General features: G+C 36.6%; 12 protein-coding genes and 1 other annotated feature. Of the genes, 9 read left to right on the plus strand and 3 right to left on the minus strand.

Annotated features, from left to right (window positions below):
* Positions 1-6 precede the first annotated feature (6 nt).
* The 6 genes from MHI00_RS00510 to MHI00_RS00535 all read left to right on the plus strand — a co-directional run bounded on the left by MHI00_RS00510 (position 7) and on the right by MHI00_RS00535 (position 6,876).
* Positions 7-2,817 carry a sigma 54-interacting transcriptional regulator gene (locus tag MHI00_RS00510; protein ID WP_341110084.1) on the plus strand — a complete coding sequence of 937 codons (2,811 nt, stop codon included), beginning with the start codon at positions 7-9 and terminating at the stop codon, positions 2,815-2,817.
* A gap of 157 nt (positions 2,818-2,974) precedes the next feature.
* Positions 2,975-3,469, plus strand: coding sequence for a PTS sugar transporter subunit IIB (locus MHI00_RS00515; RefSeq protein ID WP_010052497.1), 495 nt, complete (start codon positions 2,975-2,977; stop codon positions 3,467-3,469).
* A gap of 100 nt (positions 3,470-3,569) precedes the next feature.
* On the plus strand, positions 3,570-4,562 hold the full coding sequence (locus tag MHI00_RS00520; RefSeq protein WP_010052499.1) for a mannose/fructose/sorbose PTS transporter subunit IIA: 993 nt from the start codon (positions 3,570-3,572) through the stop codon (positions 4,560-4,562).
* A 32-nt stretch (positions 4,563-4,594) separates the two neighbouring features.
* Positions 4,595-5,398 carry a PTS mannose/fructose/sorbose transporter subunit IIC gene (locus MHI00_RS00525; protein WP_010052501.1) on the plus strand — a complete coding sequence of 268 codons (804 nt, stop codon included), beginning with the start codon at positions 4,595-4,597 and terminating at the stop codon, positions 5,396-5,398.
* Between the two features lie 39 nt (positions 5,399-5,437).
* Positions 5,438-6,349, plus strand: a complete 912-nt coding sequence (locus tag MHI00_RS00530; protein ID WP_010052503.1) for a PTS system mannose/fructose/sorbose family transporter subunit IID — start codon at positions 5,438-5,440, stop codon at positions 6,347-6,349.
* A 146-nt stretch (positions 6,350-6,495) separates the two neighbouring features.
* Positions 6,496-6,876, plus strand: coding sequence for a DUF956 family protein (locus MHI00_RS00535; RefSeq protein WP_010052505.1), 381 nt, complete (start codon positions 6,496-6,498; stop codon positions 6,874-6,876).
* Positions 6,877-7,262: 386 nt separating this feature from the next.
* On the opposite strand, the gene MHI00_RS00540 is transcribed toward MHI00_RS00535, so the two are convergent.
* The 3 genes from MHI00_RS00540 to licT all read right to left on the minus strand — a co-directional run bounded on the left by MHI00_RS00540 (position 7,263) and on the right by licT (position 11,846).
* Positions 7,263-8,732 carry a glycoside hydrolase family 1 protein gene (locus tag MHI00_RS00540; RefSeq protein ID WP_341110091.1) on the minus strand — a complete coding sequence of 490 codons (1,470 nt, stop codon included), beginning with the start codon at positions 8,730-8,732 and terminating at the stop codon, positions 7,263-7,265.
* A 16-nt stretch (positions 8,733-8,748) separates the two neighbouring features.
* A complete protein-coding gene (locus MHI00_RS00545) occupies positions 8,749-10,608 on the minus strand; it encodes a beta-glucoside-specific PTS transporter subunit IIABC (RefSeq protein ID WP_341110093.1) in 1,860 nt (619 codons plus the stop codon).
* 383 nt (positions 10,609-10,991) lie between these two features.
* Positions 10,992-11,846 (minus strand): BglG family transcription antiterminator LicT, encoded by an 855-nt coding sequence (gene licT, locus MHI00_RS00550; RefSeq protein WP_057000888.1) that lies wholly within the window; start codon positions 11,844-11,846, stop codon positions 10,992-10,994.
* Between the two features lie 678 nt (positions 11,847-12,524).
* Positions 12,525-12,571: a sequence feature (sodium ion sensor (DUF1646 type); this cis-regulatory element may regulate processes involved in with the transportation of sodium ions), on the plus strand.
* A 67-nt stretch (positions 12,572-12,638) separates the two neighbouring features.
* Between licT and MHI00_RS00555 the strand changes: the two genes are divergently transcribed.
* The 3 genes from MHI00_RS00555 (at position 12,639) to MHI00_RS00565 (ending at position 16,227) form a co-directional block, all read left to right on the plus strand.
* A complete protein-coding gene (locus MHI00_RS00555) occupies positions 12,639-15,404 on the plus strand; it encodes a cation-translocating P-type ATPase (RefSeq protein WP_317912788.1) in 2,766 nt (921 codons plus the stop codon).
* A gap of 81 nt (positions 15,405-15,485) precedes the next feature.
* Entirely contained in the window at positions 15,486-15,788 is a 303-nt protein-coding gene (locus tag MHI00_RS00560; protein ID WP_010052511.1) for a hypothetical protein, read from the plus strand.
* 133 nt (positions 15,789-15,921) lie between these two features.
* Entirely contained in the window at positions 15,922-16,227 is a 306-nt protein-coding gene (locus MHI00_RS00565) for a hypothetical protein (RefSeq protein WP_015075199.1), read from the plus strand.
* The last annotated feature ends 117 nt before the right edge of the window (positions 16,228-16,344 follow it).

Raw genomic sequence — 16,344 nt, forward strand, 5'->3', positions numbered from 1 at the left:
GTAGAGATGAAGCGAATAGAGAAAATCTATTTATTTGTGAGTAAGCAATCAAAAGCATTAAGTAGAGAAGAAGTGGCTTCTGGAGCGGGAATTACCACAAAAGAAGTAGCAGAAGCTTTTGGGATACAACGTACTAATGCTAGCAAAGATTTAAATGAACTCGTGAAAGATGGTCTATTAGCTAAAATCGATGGTAGACCGGTTCGTTATTTAGAGTGCGGTTTAGTTTCTCAAACCAAACAGAGTCAATTAAAAAAGACTCCTATCCCTACTCGTAACAAAAAAGAATATGTAGATATTTTTCAAAAAGTGATTGGTGGAAATGGTAGTATGAAAGTGCCCATTGAACAGGCTAAAGCTGCCATTTTATATCCTCCTCGCGGTTTAAATTGCTTGATAACGGGTGCGACGGGTTCTGGTAAAACCCATTTTGCGCATATTATGTTTGAATTTGCTAAGGATAGAGGACTAATTAATGGACATGAAGAATTAGTCGTCTTTAATTGTGCAGATTACGCTCATAACTCTGAATTGTTAATGAGCCATCTTTTTGGTTATGCGGCAGGGGCTTTCACAGGTGCGAACAAAGAGAAAGAAGGATTGATTGCTAAAGCGGATGGCGGGATGCTTTTCCTTGATGAGATTCACAGATTGCCGCCAGAAGGTCAAGAAATGATTTTCTATTTTATGGACAATGGAAAGTACAATAGATTGGGTGAAACAGCCAAGGAACGGCAAGCAGATGTACGGATTATTTGTGCAACGACAGAAGATGCAACTTCCTATTTATTAAGCACATTTATTCGTCGGATTCCAATTAGCATCCAACTTCCTAGTTTTAACCAACGCCAAACGAAAGAGAAAATCGATTTAGTAAAATTAATGGTTGGGATTGAAGCTGAACGCATTCAACGTAAAATATCATTGACTGAAGATGTAGTTAAAGCCCTAATTGGAAGTGTAACGTATGGCAATGTCGGACAACTAAAATCAAATATTCAGCTGATTTGTGCACGCAGTTTTTTAAGCCATATGGACAAAGAAGAAATTGTGATTACATTGGAAGATTTAACCGAAGAAGTTAAAATCGGACTCAGTTTATTAGCCAATAATCGCCAATTTTTAGCAGAATTAGCCCAAGATTTGGAGCCTATTATGGAAGTCTCACCAGATCAAAATCTAATGTTGCCGCTAGTTGATTCTTACGAGCTACCTTACAATTTATATGAAATTATTGATGAAAAAGCAGCATTGCTAAAAGATGATGGTGTGGATCAAGATTCGATTAACCAATTTATTATGACAGATATTAATGTTCATTTAAAATCGTTTTACAAGGATCATCGCCTAACGTTCGATATTGAAAAAAAATTAGCCGAAATTGTCGAGCAAAAAGTCATTGATTTAACGAAGAAAATCTATGATGTGGCTAAGGCTAAACTTAATGATAGTTTTCAGGTCAATTTCATCTATGCTATGAGTCTGCATATCAGCTCTTTCTTAAAACGTCATCAGTTAGATAATCAAGGTGAAATGAATAGCAACGACAGTATTCGGAAAATGGTGAAGGAATATCCGGCTGAGTATGAAGTCGCATTAGACATCAAAGCCTTAATTTTAGACGCTTATCAGATTGAAATTCCCCTTGAAGAAGTCGAATACTTGACCGTTTTATTAGTTTCCCTTAAGAAAGAAAAGCCAACGGGACGGATTGGAATTGTGGTGGCAGCCCATGGGAACAGCACCGCAACAAGTATGGTCCAAGTTGTAAAACAGTTATTTGGTAGCGATAATCTAGTTGCGGTTGATATGCCCGTTGAAATGAAACCTCGAGTTGCTTTAGAAGAAATTATTAATGCTGTAGAGCAGGTTAACAATGGTAGCGGAGTGATTTTACTAGTGGACATGGGTTCATTAGGAACCTTTAGTGAAGAAATTCATCGTCGCACGGGAATTCTAGTACGTACGGTGGATATGGTTACGACGGCACTAGTTTTAGAGGTAGCTAGAAAAACGGAGTTACTAGATACAGATTTAGATCGACTATTTCATTCATTGAAAAACTTCAGTGGGTACGGAAATAATTTAAATCAAGAACCCGAACAAGAAGTCCCACAACCAAATCAAAGTTTGAAGAAAGCGATTGTCGCAATCTGTGCTTCTGGCCAAGGAACTGCCCAAAGGATGAAAGATATTATTGAAAAGTACCTGGCAGAAGTTGGGGAAAAAGATCTAGAGGTTTTACCGATATCCATCGTTGAAATGGCTGCTGTATTAAAGAAACTGCAAACAAACTATCAATTAATTGCGGTGACTGGAATTGTGGATCCAAAAATCGGGGTCCGTTATATTCCAATGGAACTCTTATTTTCAGGAGAAGCCAAGAGCATTCTGCAAGAATTAGTGCTAGATGCAGAAGATATTTTTGAACCGGTTGTTTTAGACGATCAACAATCGTGGGAAATTTGTCAAGATTACCTGCGAACAAATTTCACCTTTATCAATGCAGAAAAAGTAATGGAGCCTTTTTGGGCATTTACACAAAAATTAACGGAAGTCTTCCTAGGCGGACTAACCAATCAGGCCTTTACAATTAATATGATTATGCACTTAGGTGGGATGGTTGAACGGATAGTCAGACAAGACTGTTTGACAGTACCAGAAGACCAACGTTCTGATTATAACTTGGAACGTTTTCAACAAGTAAAAGAAATTGCGAAAATAGTAGAAGAAGCTTTATTAATTAAAATTCCGCCAGAAGAACTGTATTATCTTGTACAGATTTTAAATAATACACTAGAAACAGAAGTGAAATAGAGTATCATTAGAAAACAATACACTGTATAGTGTATTGTTTTTTTGTATTGATGCTTTTTTATTGTTATTTTAACAACGTTTAGCAACGATACACTAAAGTTGGCATGGAACTTGCATATATATTTAGTGGATAGTAAATAAGAAAGAGGGGATTGTTTTGGCGATTGATATCCGCTTAGTAAGAATTGATGATCGACTAATCCATGGGCAAGTTGCCACGGTTTGGGCTAAACGGCTAGATATCCAGCGTATGATCGTGGTTAGTGACGCTGTTACCAAAGATAATCTGCGAAAAACATTGCTTCAACAAGCAGCTCCGCCTGGCATTAAAGTTAATGTTATTACGGTAGCTAAAATGATTGAAGTGTATTCAAATAAATTATTTGATAATGTTCGAGTGATCTTATTGTTTACCAATCCAGTTGAAGTAGCAAAAATGGTTCAAGCAGGTATTTATTTTCCAACAGTAAATATTGGAGCAATGGGCTATACTACAGGAAAGAAAATGATTTCGAATACAATTGCGATTGATGATGATGATTTGAAGGCTTTTACGTATTTAGATAGCCGGGGAATTGAATTAGAGATTCGCAAAGTTATTACCGATAGTCAACAAAACTTGATGGATGTTTTAAAAAAAGCTAAACTTTAGTAGCTTTGAATTAATGACAGAACTTGAGAGGGTGTGGTGGTGTTAACTATATTCAAGTCACAGGTCAAAAATAAAGATAAATTATTTAGGAGGTAGAGAGATGGTAGGAATTATCCTAGCAAGTCATGGCGAATTCGCTGAAGGTATCTTGCAATCTGGCGCAATGATTTTTGGCGAACAAGAAAACGTTAAGGCCGTTACGTTGATGCCTAGCGAAGGTCCTGATGACGTCAAAGCAAAAATGCAAGAAGCAATTGCATCTTTTGACAATCAAGACGAAGTTTTATTCTTAGTTGATTTATGGGGCGGTACACCATTTAATCAAGCGAGCAGCTTGTTTGAAGAACATAAAGATAAGTGGGCAATTGTTGCTGGTATGAGTTTACCAATGGTAATTGAAGCTTACGCGTCTCGTTTTTCAATGACTTCTGCACAAGAAATTGCAACCCATATCATTGGAACTGCAAAAGAAGGTGTTCGAGTGAAACCTGAAGAATTGGAGCCAGAAGAAGCAACTTCTGCTGCAGTTACTGAAGATGCACTTCCAAAAGGAGCACTTGCTCCAGGAACTGTTGTTGGCGATGGCAAATTAAAAATGGTTTTAGTACGTGTCGATTCTCGTTTATTGCATGGTCAAGTAGCTACTGCATGGACAAAATCAACTCAACCAAACCGTATTATTGTTGTTTCAGATGCAGTATCTAAAGATGATTTACGTAAAAAATTAATTGAACAAGCAGCTCCACCTGGCGTAAAAGCAAATGTTATTCCAGTTGAGAAAATGATTGAAATTGCAAAAGATCCTCGTTTTGGGAATACAAAAGCATTATTGTTATTTGAAAACCCACAAGATGTTCTTAGAGCAGTTGAAGGCGGAGTAGATATCGAAGAAGTTAACGTTGGTTCTATGGCTCATTCAGTTGGAAAAGTCGTTGTTAGTAAAGTACTTTCTATGGGACAAGCAGATGTTGATGCTTTCGAAAATCTAAAAGCAAAAGGTGTTAAATTTGATGTACGTAAAGTACCAAATGATTCTAGCGCAAACATGGAAGATATCTTGAAAAAAGCAAAATCTGAATTAGCAAACGCATAGTCACACAATAAATTAAAAATAGGAGGCGTATTATGTCTATTATATCAATGGTTTTAGTAATTCTTATCGCTTTTCTAGCTGGTATGGAAGGAATTTTAGATGAATTTCAATTTCACCAACCACTAGTAGCATGTACCTTAATCGGTTTGGTAACAGGTAATTTAACGGCCGGTATTATTCTTGGTGGTACACTTCAAATGATCGCGCTTGGATGGGCAAATATCGGAGCAGCGGTAGCACCAGATGCAGCCTTGGCATCAGTAGCATCAGCAATTATTTTAGTATTAGGTGGTCAAGGTGAAAAAGGTATTCCTTCAGCAATCGCGATTGCAGTACCTCTTGCAGTAGCAGGTCTTTTCTTAACAATGGTTGTTCGTACAGCCGCTGTACCGATTGTTCACATGATGGACACGGCTGCAGAAGAAGGAAACTTCAAAAAAATCGAAGCATTACACATTTTTGCCGTATGTTTACAAGGGATTCGTATTGCGATTCCTGCAGCAGCACTTTTATTTATCCCAGCAGAAACAGTTCAATCTTTCTTAGAATCAATGCCTGCATGGTTAACTGAAGGTATGGCAATTGGTGGTGGTATGGTCGTTGCTGTTGGTTATGCATTAGTTATCAACATGATGGCAACAAAAGAAGTATGGCCATTCTTCATTATTGGTTTCGTTGTAGCAGCAATTTCTCAATTAACATTAATCGCACTTGGTGCATTAGGTCTTGCTTTAGCCTTCATCTACTTGAACCTTTCTAAAATGGGTGGTTCTTCAAATGGCGGCGGTGGCGGTAACTCCGGTGATCCGTTAGGCGATATCTTGAACGACTATTAATTTAAAAAGAAAGCGAGGGAAAGAGAAATGGCAGAAAAAATGGCAGAGAAAATTGTATTAACTAAAAAAGATCGTTTAGCCGTTGCATGGCGTTCAACATTTATTCAAGGTTCTTGGAACTATGAACGTATGCAAAATGGTGGTTGGGCATTTTCAATGATCCCAGCAATTAAAAAATTATATTCAACAAAAGAAGATCGTGCAGCAGCACTGAAACGTCACTTAGAGTTCTTTAATACTCACCCATATATTGCTTCACCAATTCTAGGAGTTACTTTAGCACTTGAGGAAGAACGTGCAAATGGAGCGCCAGTTGATGATGTAGCGATTCAAGGGGTTAAAGTCGGTATGATGGGTCCTTTAGCTGGTGTTGGTGATCCAGTCTTCTGGTTTACAGTTCGTCCAATGTTAGGTGCTCTAGGAGCATCATTAGCAATGGGTGGAAATATCTTAGGTCCAATCATTTTCTTCGTAGCTTGGAACTTAATTCGTTGGGGATTCATGTGGTATACACAAGAATTTGGTTATAAAGCCGGTTCTAAAATCACAGACGACCTTTCAGGTGGATTATTACAAGATATTACTAAAGGTGCATCAATCCTCGGTATGTTTGTTCTGGCAGCTTTAGTACAGCGGTGGGTATCGATTAAATTCTTACCAACTGTTTCTGAAGTTAAGTTAGACAAAGGTGCATATATTGAATGGGGTAACCTACCTGGTGGCGGCGAAGGCATGCAAAAAGCCTTTGAACAAGTTAACTCTGGTATGGCACTTTCACCTATAAAAGTTACAACATTACAAGATAACTTAGATCAATTAATTCCTGGTCTAGCTGCTTTAATGTTAACATTCTTCTGTATGTGGTTGCTTAAGAAAAAAGTTAGCCCAATCGTTATTATCCTTGGTTTATTCGTAGTCGGTGTACTTGGCCACGTAATCGGACTTTTATAATATGATTAGATCGCTCGGGCTTTGCCCGAGCTTTTTTATTTCAATTGGTTAGAGTGAATTTTGGAAGTAGTGTTATTTTTGTAACGCTAAGTACTTAAAAAATGGTATACTAAATAAAATAAGCTAGATGAAATGGAGCAGAGATTATGGTTGAGTCAATTAATACAAAAGTCGATTTGGTAATAGACGCTACTGCTTTTACAGGATTAACTGATTATGGGAAAATTATGATTGGCGATAAAGGCTTTGAATTTTACAATGCCAGAGATGCTCGCAAGTTTATTCAAATTCCTTGGGAAGAAGTAAATCATGTTATTGCCTCGGTTATGTTTAAAGGCAAATGGATTCCACGTTATGCGATTGAAACGAAAAAAAATGGTACGTACACATTTTCTTCTAAGAAACCGAAAACAGTTTTACGGGCCATGCGAGAGTATGTTGATCCCGCTGATATGATTCAATCTTTAAGTTTCTTTGATGTCATGAAGCGTGCTGTGAAATCGATTAGTTGGAAGAAGAAGAAATAGTGGTTTAATTTTTAAGTATTAGGCAGAGTATGGAGGGAGTTACAAATTCCTACGTACTCTTATTTTTTTAGCAAATTGAAAAATCAAATTTTAAATAGTCAGAAAAGTTGTTTTCCTTAAATTAAAGAAAGAGATCAATTAATCAATGAATGATTAGTTGACCTCTTATTTTTTTAGTTTAGGAATGTTTATTCTTGCCTTGACCAAGCTTGTAGTTGACGTACTAAAAAAAGACAAAAAAAATAACCGTCTACTTTAGCGAGTGATTCGGTTATTTTTTAACTAATTAAACTAAGCTACCGTCTTAAACGGTTCTACATCAAAGGGACGTGTTACTAGCACGTCTTCTTTTTTATTATAGCATGTTTGTATTTATCCAGTCAATTTCAGCTTAAATCGGCCCCATTGCTGGCAATGACTTTTTGATACCAATAGAAAGAATCTTTCTTACTACGACTTAATGTACCGTTGCCGTCGTCATCTTGATCGACATAAATAAAGCCGTAACGTTTAGACATTTCGGAAGTACCTGACGAGACAATGTCTAGAGAAGACCACATGGTATAGCCAATTAACTCAACGCCATCAACAATTGCTTCGCGCATTTGTTCAATATGTTTTTGTAAATAATCAATCCGATACGTGTCGTGGATTTTTCCGTCTGTAGTCACATAATCTTCGGCACCAATTCCATTTTCAACGATAAAGAGTGGAACTTGGTAACGGTCATATAAATTATTCAATGTATAACGTAGGCCTTTTGGATCTATTTGCCAGCCCCATGCAGAGCTTTCCAAGTAAGGATTTTTTAATCCTTTTTTCAAATTAGCGTCGGTTTGGTCCAGTTCATTAGGATTGGCGCTAGAAATGTTCGACATATAATAACTAAAGGCTAGATAATCGGCTGTGTGGGTCGCCAACAATTCTTTGTCACCATCTGCCCACTGAATCGCTACATCATTTTCCTTAAAGAAGCGGTTCATATAACCAGGATATGCCCCACGGATCATGACATCTGTGTAAAAGAAATTATCATATTGATCGTCGTGCATCATTTGCAAAACGTCATCTGGGTTACAGGTTGCCGGATAGGTGGTAAAGCGTGCAATCATGCAGCCCATCTGCGCTTTTGGATTAATTTCGTGGAGTCGTTTCGTAATTAAAGCTGCCGCTACAAATTGATGATGCACTGCTTGGTAACAATCTTGGACATACTGATCGGTTTTATCTGCCACGACACCGGTTGATTTAAAGGTCGAGAACCGGCCTGCGTTGATTTCGTTAAAGGAGATCCAGTAAGTTACTCGTTGACCAAAATGAGTAAATAAAGTTTCTGCGAAACGTGTGAATAATTGAATCACTTTACGGTCAGTCCACCCACAGTAGTTCGTAACTAAGGCAACAGGCATTTCGAAATGAGAGATTGTCACAAGTGGTTCCATCCCGTATTTTTCAATTTCAGTTAGAACAGCATCGTAAAAAGCTAAGCCTTCTTGGTTGGGAGTTAACTCGTCACCAGTTGGGAAAATTCGACTCCAAGCCATGGAAAAGCGAAAGACTTTAAAGCCCATTTCGGCACATAAAGCGATATCTTCTTTGTAATGATGATAAAAATCAATGCCATGACGTTTTGGATAGCGCTTTGTATCGGGATCTGCTATCGCTGCCTCAATTTTTTCGGTTGTTATATTTCGGTGTTTAGCCAAATCTTGACGGTCAATCTGGCTATCATAAAAAGAAATATCGGAAACAGCCATGCCACGACCGTTTTTACCGTATCCTCCTTCAGTTTGGCAGGCGGCTATGGCACCGCCCCATAAGAAATTCTTTGGAAAAATGGATGTTGAATTTGTCATAATAAATGGCTCCTTTTTATAGTAAAGTAATCAGACGATCGCCCATTTGGGTTTCTTGTTTTTCAGTTGGGATCACGTCTTCGTAATTGGTTGAGTTGGTAATAATGATGGGTGTTGTCACATCAAAACCTGCTGCGACAATGGCATCTAAATCAAAGACAATTAATAGATCCCCTTTTTTGACATGCTGGTTTTGCTCTACTTTTAAATCAAAGTATTGGCCATCTAATTGTACGGTATCTAATCCAATATGGATGAGGATTTCTGCACCTTCATCAGATAGAAGTCCAATGGCATGTCCAGTTTTGAAGGCAACTGTTACGAAGCCATCTACTGGTGAAACGATTTCGCCAGTAGATGGAACGACGGCAATCCCGCCACCTAAAATGCCAGAAGCAAATGCTTTGTCTTTTACGTCAGACAAAGGTAGAAGTACACCATTTACTGGGCTAGCAATTGTTTCGGATTGAACACTTGTTGTTGGCTGAATGGTGTCCTTGTTGTTTGTTTCTGTTGTTGTTTCACTAGGAATATCTTCAAAGCCAATCAGGTAAGTTAAAACTGCGGCTAAAGTAAAAGATACAGCAATAGCGATTAAAAATCCTATAAAACCCTCTCCATTTGGCCCGTAAAAGGCTGGAATCATTAATATACTAGAAGGACCAGATGCGTATCCAGCACTACCTGCATATCCGGCAATCCCTCCACCGACAGCGGCAGAAAGAATGCCAATTAGAAATGGACGTTTTAAGCGTAAAGTAACTCCATAAACAGCTGGCTCAGTAATTCCGAATAGAGCTGTCAAAGCAGCAGAAGCAGAAAGAGCCTTAAATTCTTTGTTTTTTGTTTTAAGCATGACACCAAGTGAGGCACCAGCTTGAGCAAAAACAGAAATGGCAGTACTAGGTTTTAATGGATCTTTTCCCATCGTTGCAATGTTATTAATCATCACAGGAACGATGCCCCAATGTAAACCGAATATTACTAAAATTTGCCAAGAAGCTGCAATGACAGCACCAGCAATAATTGGATTAAAAGCAATGATTGCTGTTAAAATTGAAGCAATCCCATTCCCAACATAAACACCAAAAGGTCCAAAAATCATCAGTGTTAAAGGTACAATTGTGACAAGTAAAATAGCTGGAGTGATAAAGTTTTTAATACTTTGATGCAATCGTTTATTTAAGAATTTTTCTACGATACTCATTACATAAATCGCTAAAATGATTGGAATCACTGTTGATGTGTATTTCACCATGACAATTGGAATTCCGAAAAAATGAACAGCCTTAGGGCTAGCCGCTAATTCGATAATTGTAGGATAAATTAACGCACCAGCAATGGCTACGGCGACATAAATATTGGCTTTAAATTTGCGAGCAGCTGTAATAGCGAGCAGCATTGGTAAGAAATAAAACAGACTATCGGCAATTGCATTTAAGATAATATGCGTTGAAGAATCCGGCATAACCAGTTTAAAATTTAGTGCTAGCGACAACAAACCTTTTAAAATACCTGCGCCAGCCATAACCCCTAAGAGTGGAGTGAAAATAGTGGAAATTAAATCGATAAATTTACCGAAAATCGTTTCATCTTTATTTGTCGTTGTTTCAGTAGAATCATCATTTGTTAAATTAGAAATTGCTCCAATCGCCTCATAGACTTCAGGGACCATATTTCCGATGACAACTTGAAATTGTCCGCCGCTTTCCATCACTGTTACAACTCCAGGGATAGCTTCAACTTGAGCTTTATCAACGATATCTCTATTTTTTAATTTAAAGCGTAGACGAGTGGCACAATGAACCAGTGAAGTTACATTTTTTTCACCGCCAACGTTTTCTAAGATTGTTTGAGCTAATTGATTTGTATCCATTTTAAAATCCTCCTATGATAAAAAGTTAGTTGATCCGTTTAACTCTGGCAAAAGATAGGAAAATACACACAAAGTATCGTTTTACTTTGAGGGGATTTTGTCTTCTTTTCGAAGAGTTGGTTCAAAAGAACTGGCCTTGATAAAAAGTTAGTTGATCCGTTTATTTTCAAGTTAAGGGACAGACATGTTTCAACAGTCAAATAAGTTCCGGACCCTATTTTTGGCAAAAGAAAAACCTAAACCCTTACTAAAAAAGTATACAGTTTGCCTGTAAATCTTCTTTAGTAAAAGTTTAGGTGTCGCCTGCCGAACAGTCACAATCCTCTAACCTGTTACATTCGTATATGAACTTATCCAAATGATAGCACTTCCAAAAAGGGTTGTCAATCTTTATTTGTAAGTGCTTTATCTCTTATTTTTAAACGTTTTAAGTGAATGAGCAAATACAACATCTCTTCAGAGGTCAAATCAATGTGAAAAGTTGCATAGATATATTCTGCAATTTTTGTGGTACAAGTATATGCTTGCGGATATTTTTTTTTCATCATTAAATAGAGTTCTGGATCTTCATTTTCGAGTAAATGATTTTTACTAACACGTTGAACAAAAAATCTAAGATGCGTTAAAAAGCGGTAGAAATTTAAGGATTCCTCATCAAATTCTACGCCTAAATGGTACTTAACAATCTTTAAAATTGCTGCGACTTCCTTTGTACTGGCAACAGTAGCGTTCATCTCTTCATTCATTTCGGCATTGATCAAGTGCATAGCGATAAAACCAGCTTCATCAATAGGGAGTTCGATTGCAATTTCAGTTTGAATCATAGTCAAAAATTCCTTGGCTAGTCCAAACTCGGCAGGATAAAGCCGGTTGATTTCCCATACTAATGAGTTGCTAATAGTTTGTTCATTTTCGTGTCGCTTTAGGGCATGATAAATATGGTCAACTAAAGAAACATGTAAACTTTCGTTGAGTTTTTGCTTTAGTCGCTGTTTGGAAATATCAATAAATTCTTCAGTAACCTTTAAAATTGGATAAGGTACTTCATCGATTAGCGAATTAAAATGTTGTTTTAATCCGTTATTTTCTAAATGGAAAATCTTATCAGCTCGTGTAATATCTACAGGATCACCAGCATTTTGTTTGAATCCAATGCCTTTTCCCATCATAACTTGTTCGATTCCGTTATCGTCAATAGCGATTAAAACGTTGTTATTCAAAATTTTATGTATGTTCATTTTTATCCTCCTAAATTTCAGTGACCTATTTGAGTTGATTCTACTCTATACAAGTCAAAAAGAAAAGGGTTTCTTTTTTAGCTGGAATTTAAAAAGAAGTTCTCTTAGATAACTTTTTTGTTACTTAAGTGATATAGTAAAAAAGAGAAGTTTATTTGCAAAGTACTATTAGAAAATTAATTGCTTGTTTTTATGATAGGGATGCTGATGAGGATGGATAGCCAATAAGGCGGAGGCGCTTGTAAGAGGGCAGTCTCAAAAAAGAGAAATCAATTATTGGTTTCCCTTTTTTAGTTTTCCATCTTCTCAATAATACTAAAACAAAAATAACAAACAAATGCCCCAACTAAAATTAGAATTGCCATATCAAGACCTCCATTCTTTATAAATTCATATGTATTTCTGATGACTTTAGTTTATCAAGACAATCTGGAGTATGTATGGAGTTTATCTAGAAATTACCTGTTTTTTTGCATATTAAAAAAATATTGTAGAACTGTTTAAATAACTCAGTTCTACGCTATAAGGTTACACTAAAACTATTTATTAAACATCTTAAAAGAGAAGGAGAAAGTGAATAAAAAAATTTTTCATTTTTTAACTAGAATTTTCTCATAATTTAAAATAAATAGTGAAAAAAGTGGTATAATAGTAATACAAGTAAATACAAAAAAACTAGGTTGGGCGCAAGCTTTCAAGACATAGTTCTCCAAGGGTGAGGAGAACATCTTGATTGCTTGCGCTCTTTTTTGTGTTTAATTTGAAAGAAACATAAATGGAGGGAATGTTTGGATGAAGTATTATACAAAGGAAAAACACGAGGTGTTGAAAGAATTTGATGTCACGATTGAGTCAGGTTTAACTGATGCATCAAGTGCAGCAAATAGAGAAAAATTTGGCGAGAATAAACTTAAAGAAGAAAAAGCAGATCCGTATTGGAGAATTTTTCTTCGTAGTTTTAAGGAGCCAATCGTCATTGTATTAATGGGTGCGATTGTCTTATCTTTTTTTAGTGCTTACTATGATTTGCAAATTAAGGGCGATATCAAACATGGAACTGAAGCTATCTATGAAGGTACAGCGATTCTAATTTTGATTTTAATTAATGCAACACTCTCTTTTTGGCAAGAAATCAGTGCTAAAAAAAGTTTAGATGCTCTAAAACAACTATCTAATCGAAAAGTGTCTGTTATGCGCAATGGAAATTGGGGACATTATGATTCGGTGGATCTAGTTCCAGGAGACATTGTGAAAGTCAATGTCGGCGATTTTATTGAAGCAGATATCCGTTGGTTAGAGACGTCAGAACTGCAAATCATTGAATCGCATTTAACTGGCGAAGCAGATGCTATCCAAAAACAAATTGACGCTTTAGAAGGTGACGTTGGAGTTGGAGATCAAACCAATATGGGCTTTTCAGGTTCAACTGTCTCAAATGGTAGTGGAATTGGGATTGTTGTGGCAACAGGACAACAAACAGAGTTAGGTAAAATTGCGGAGTTGCTTCAAAATGTTGAGTCAAAACCTTCGCCTTTGCAAATGACGGTTGGAAAATTAACCAGATCATTGATGCTTATTTCAGGTGTAGTGGTTGTCTTTACGTTAGTGGTTGGTTTGTTCCAATCCTACCAAGCAACCGGAGTCTTAACTTTTTCGGCTGTCGGTAGTGTCTTATCAACGGCAATTGCTTTAGCGGTAGCTTCAATACCAGATGCTTTGCCAGCTGTTTTATCTATTGTATTAACAATTGGAGCTAGCAAAATGGCTAAAAATAAAGGCTTAATCAAATCCCTAAGCAGTGTTGAAACATTAGGTGCAACATCATATGTATGTTCAGATAAAACAGGAACATTAACAAAAAATGAAATGACAGTCATCAAATTTTTCGCAAATGGTACAATTTATTCTGTTTCTGGTAAAGGCTATGGACCAGAGGGCGAAATTACAAGTACAGATTCAAATGCACCAAGTTATCATGATTTTGTTAAAGGTGCGGTATTGTGTAATGAAGCTGAAGTGAAGTTTATTGATGGGAAATATAAACCGTTTGGTAATCCAACAGAAGTAGCATTGACTATTTTAGGTGAAAAAGCCCAACTTAAGAAAGAATCTTTACTTGAGCAAGGAATTGAAATCTACCGTGTATTGCCTTTTACAAGTAGTCGTAAGATGATGAGTGTCATTGTAAAAGAAAATAATGAGTATAAATTATATACAAAAGGTGCTCCAGATATTTTAATTGAAAAAAGTCGCTTTACGTTACAAAATGGCAATCTTGTTGACACGAGTGATGTAAAAGAACTTTTAGATACAACAACATTATCTTTTGCTAACGAAGCATTGCGTACGTTGGCAGTAGCAGAAAAAGTGATTTCAAAAGAAGAAGCTGAAACAGGTTCTGTAGAAGAACTTGAAACTGGATTTACCGTGACGGGAATTGCAGGGATCATTGATCCGCCAAGAGACGAAGTTAGAGCTTCAGTTGAATTGTTGAAAGAAGCCTCTGTCAAAGTTGTGATGATTACTGGAGATCATGAAGCAACAGCGAAGGCAATTGCTTATGATTTAAAGATTATTGATTCAGTGGATGCACCATCAATCAAAGGTGCGGAAATCGAAAAAATGTCTGATGAAGAGTTGTTCCAACGTGTGAAAGATACACAAGTTTATGCGCGTGTTTCACCAGAGCACAAACAAAGAATTGTTGAACAATTACAAAAGCATGGTGAAATTGTTGCTATGACTGGTGATGGTGTCAACGATGCTCCGGCTTTAAGAGCAGCAGATATCGGGATAGCAATGGGAATTGCTGGAACTGAAGTGACAAAAGATTCAGCTGATTTAATTTTATTAGATGATAAGTTTACGACTATTGAAAAAACTGTTGAGAGCGGTCGAACGATTTATGCGAATATAAAAAACTTTATTCGTCATGAGTTAACAACCAATGTTGCTGAAGTTCTTTCTTTATTAATTGGTTTACTATTCTTTACAACTGGTATCGGACAAGTTTCAGCTTCAACACCAACGTTGACAGCCTTAATGATTCTTTGGGTCAATATGGTAAGTGATGCCATCCCATCATTTTCATTAGGATATGATGTAGCTGAGTCGGATATTATGAATGAGAAACCACGCGATCCAAAGGAATCTGTTTTGGCAAATTATACGTGGTCACGTGTATTAATTCGTGGAACGGTCATGGGTTTAACAGTCTTTTTAGCCTTTGTTTGGGCAGCGAAAAGTGGCTTATCAGGTAACCAAGCACAAACAGTGGCTTTCTTAACACTGGTATATGGCCAATTATGGCATGTATTTGATGCACGTAGTTCAAAAACACTATTTAGAAGAAATCCGTTTCAAAATAAGCATTTGATAGCTGCAGTCTTATTTGCGGGGATTAGTTCTTATTTAGTGACGATTATCCCATTCTTTAATACAGTGATGGGAACAGCACCTTTATCGTTAAACATTTATTTACTCGTATTATTTGTTCCTGCGATTCCAACCTTAGTTTTATCAGGCTTAAAAGAAATTTTTGGCATAAAAATCTGGTAGAAATAGATAGGATTGCTATTCTTTTTCCTTAGAGATATACTAGTTTAAACTAGTAGAGCATGTTTAGGGGAGTGGAGAAGAATGAAAAAGTTTTGGTTTTTAGGAGGATTATTGGTTGCACCATTTATTGTTGGATGGATAGCAAACCAAGTATGGCAGTTTCCGACATTATTGGTTTCAGGATTTGTATACATTTTTTTGTTTCTTTGCTTAACCCCATCTGGTGATTTTCTATCGGCCAGTGCTAATTATGAGACGAAAAAAATAAATCCTAACCATTCAGTTGAGACCGTGTCAAAAAGAAGCATGGATCGTTTGGAGATTTTGAGATTAATCTTACTTTTCTTGTTGGGAGCCGCCTGTTTTTACTATTCTTTTAATTGAAAAAGAGTTTTATAACCCTCAATCTGAGTTGAATGAAGATTGAGGGTTATTTTTTAATAGATTTTTCTAGCTAATCTAGCTACAATTAGGGTATAAAGGAAAGTAAAAACTAGAATTTAGGAGGAGAATAGACATGATAAAAGAATTAATTGAAGGATGGAGTATTCAAATGAATGCGAACACAATTTGTTATGAAGATCATGAGGCTAATTATGTAGTACTACCTAAAATGGAGGAAGCTCCTTTTGGTGATTTAATTCCTGTTATTTTTAAAATTAGTCAAGGTGAATTGGTCATTCAGCAAATGAGTCATTTGGTAAAATCGTTGACTATCAATCAGCAGAAACAGTTAGTGATTTGTTGGCGTGATGAATTTATTGGGCAACACGATGAGGTGCTTGCAACAACAGTTCCTTTTGTAATAGAAGATACTGAGTAACGTAACAAATCTACCTGTACTATATGAGGCTGCTGAAAAAGTCCGAATCTTCTTAACCGAAAATTCGGACTTTTTATTTTTTCCCACTAGTATAGTAAATACTAATAGAATATTAAG

Origin of the sequence: Carnobacterium sp. FSL E2-0243 (genome assembly GCF_038003605.1) — a bacterium.
GTDB classification, from domain to species: Bacteria; Bacillota; Bacilli; order Lactobacillales; family Carnobacteriaceae; genus Carnobacterium; species Carnobacterium maltaromaticum.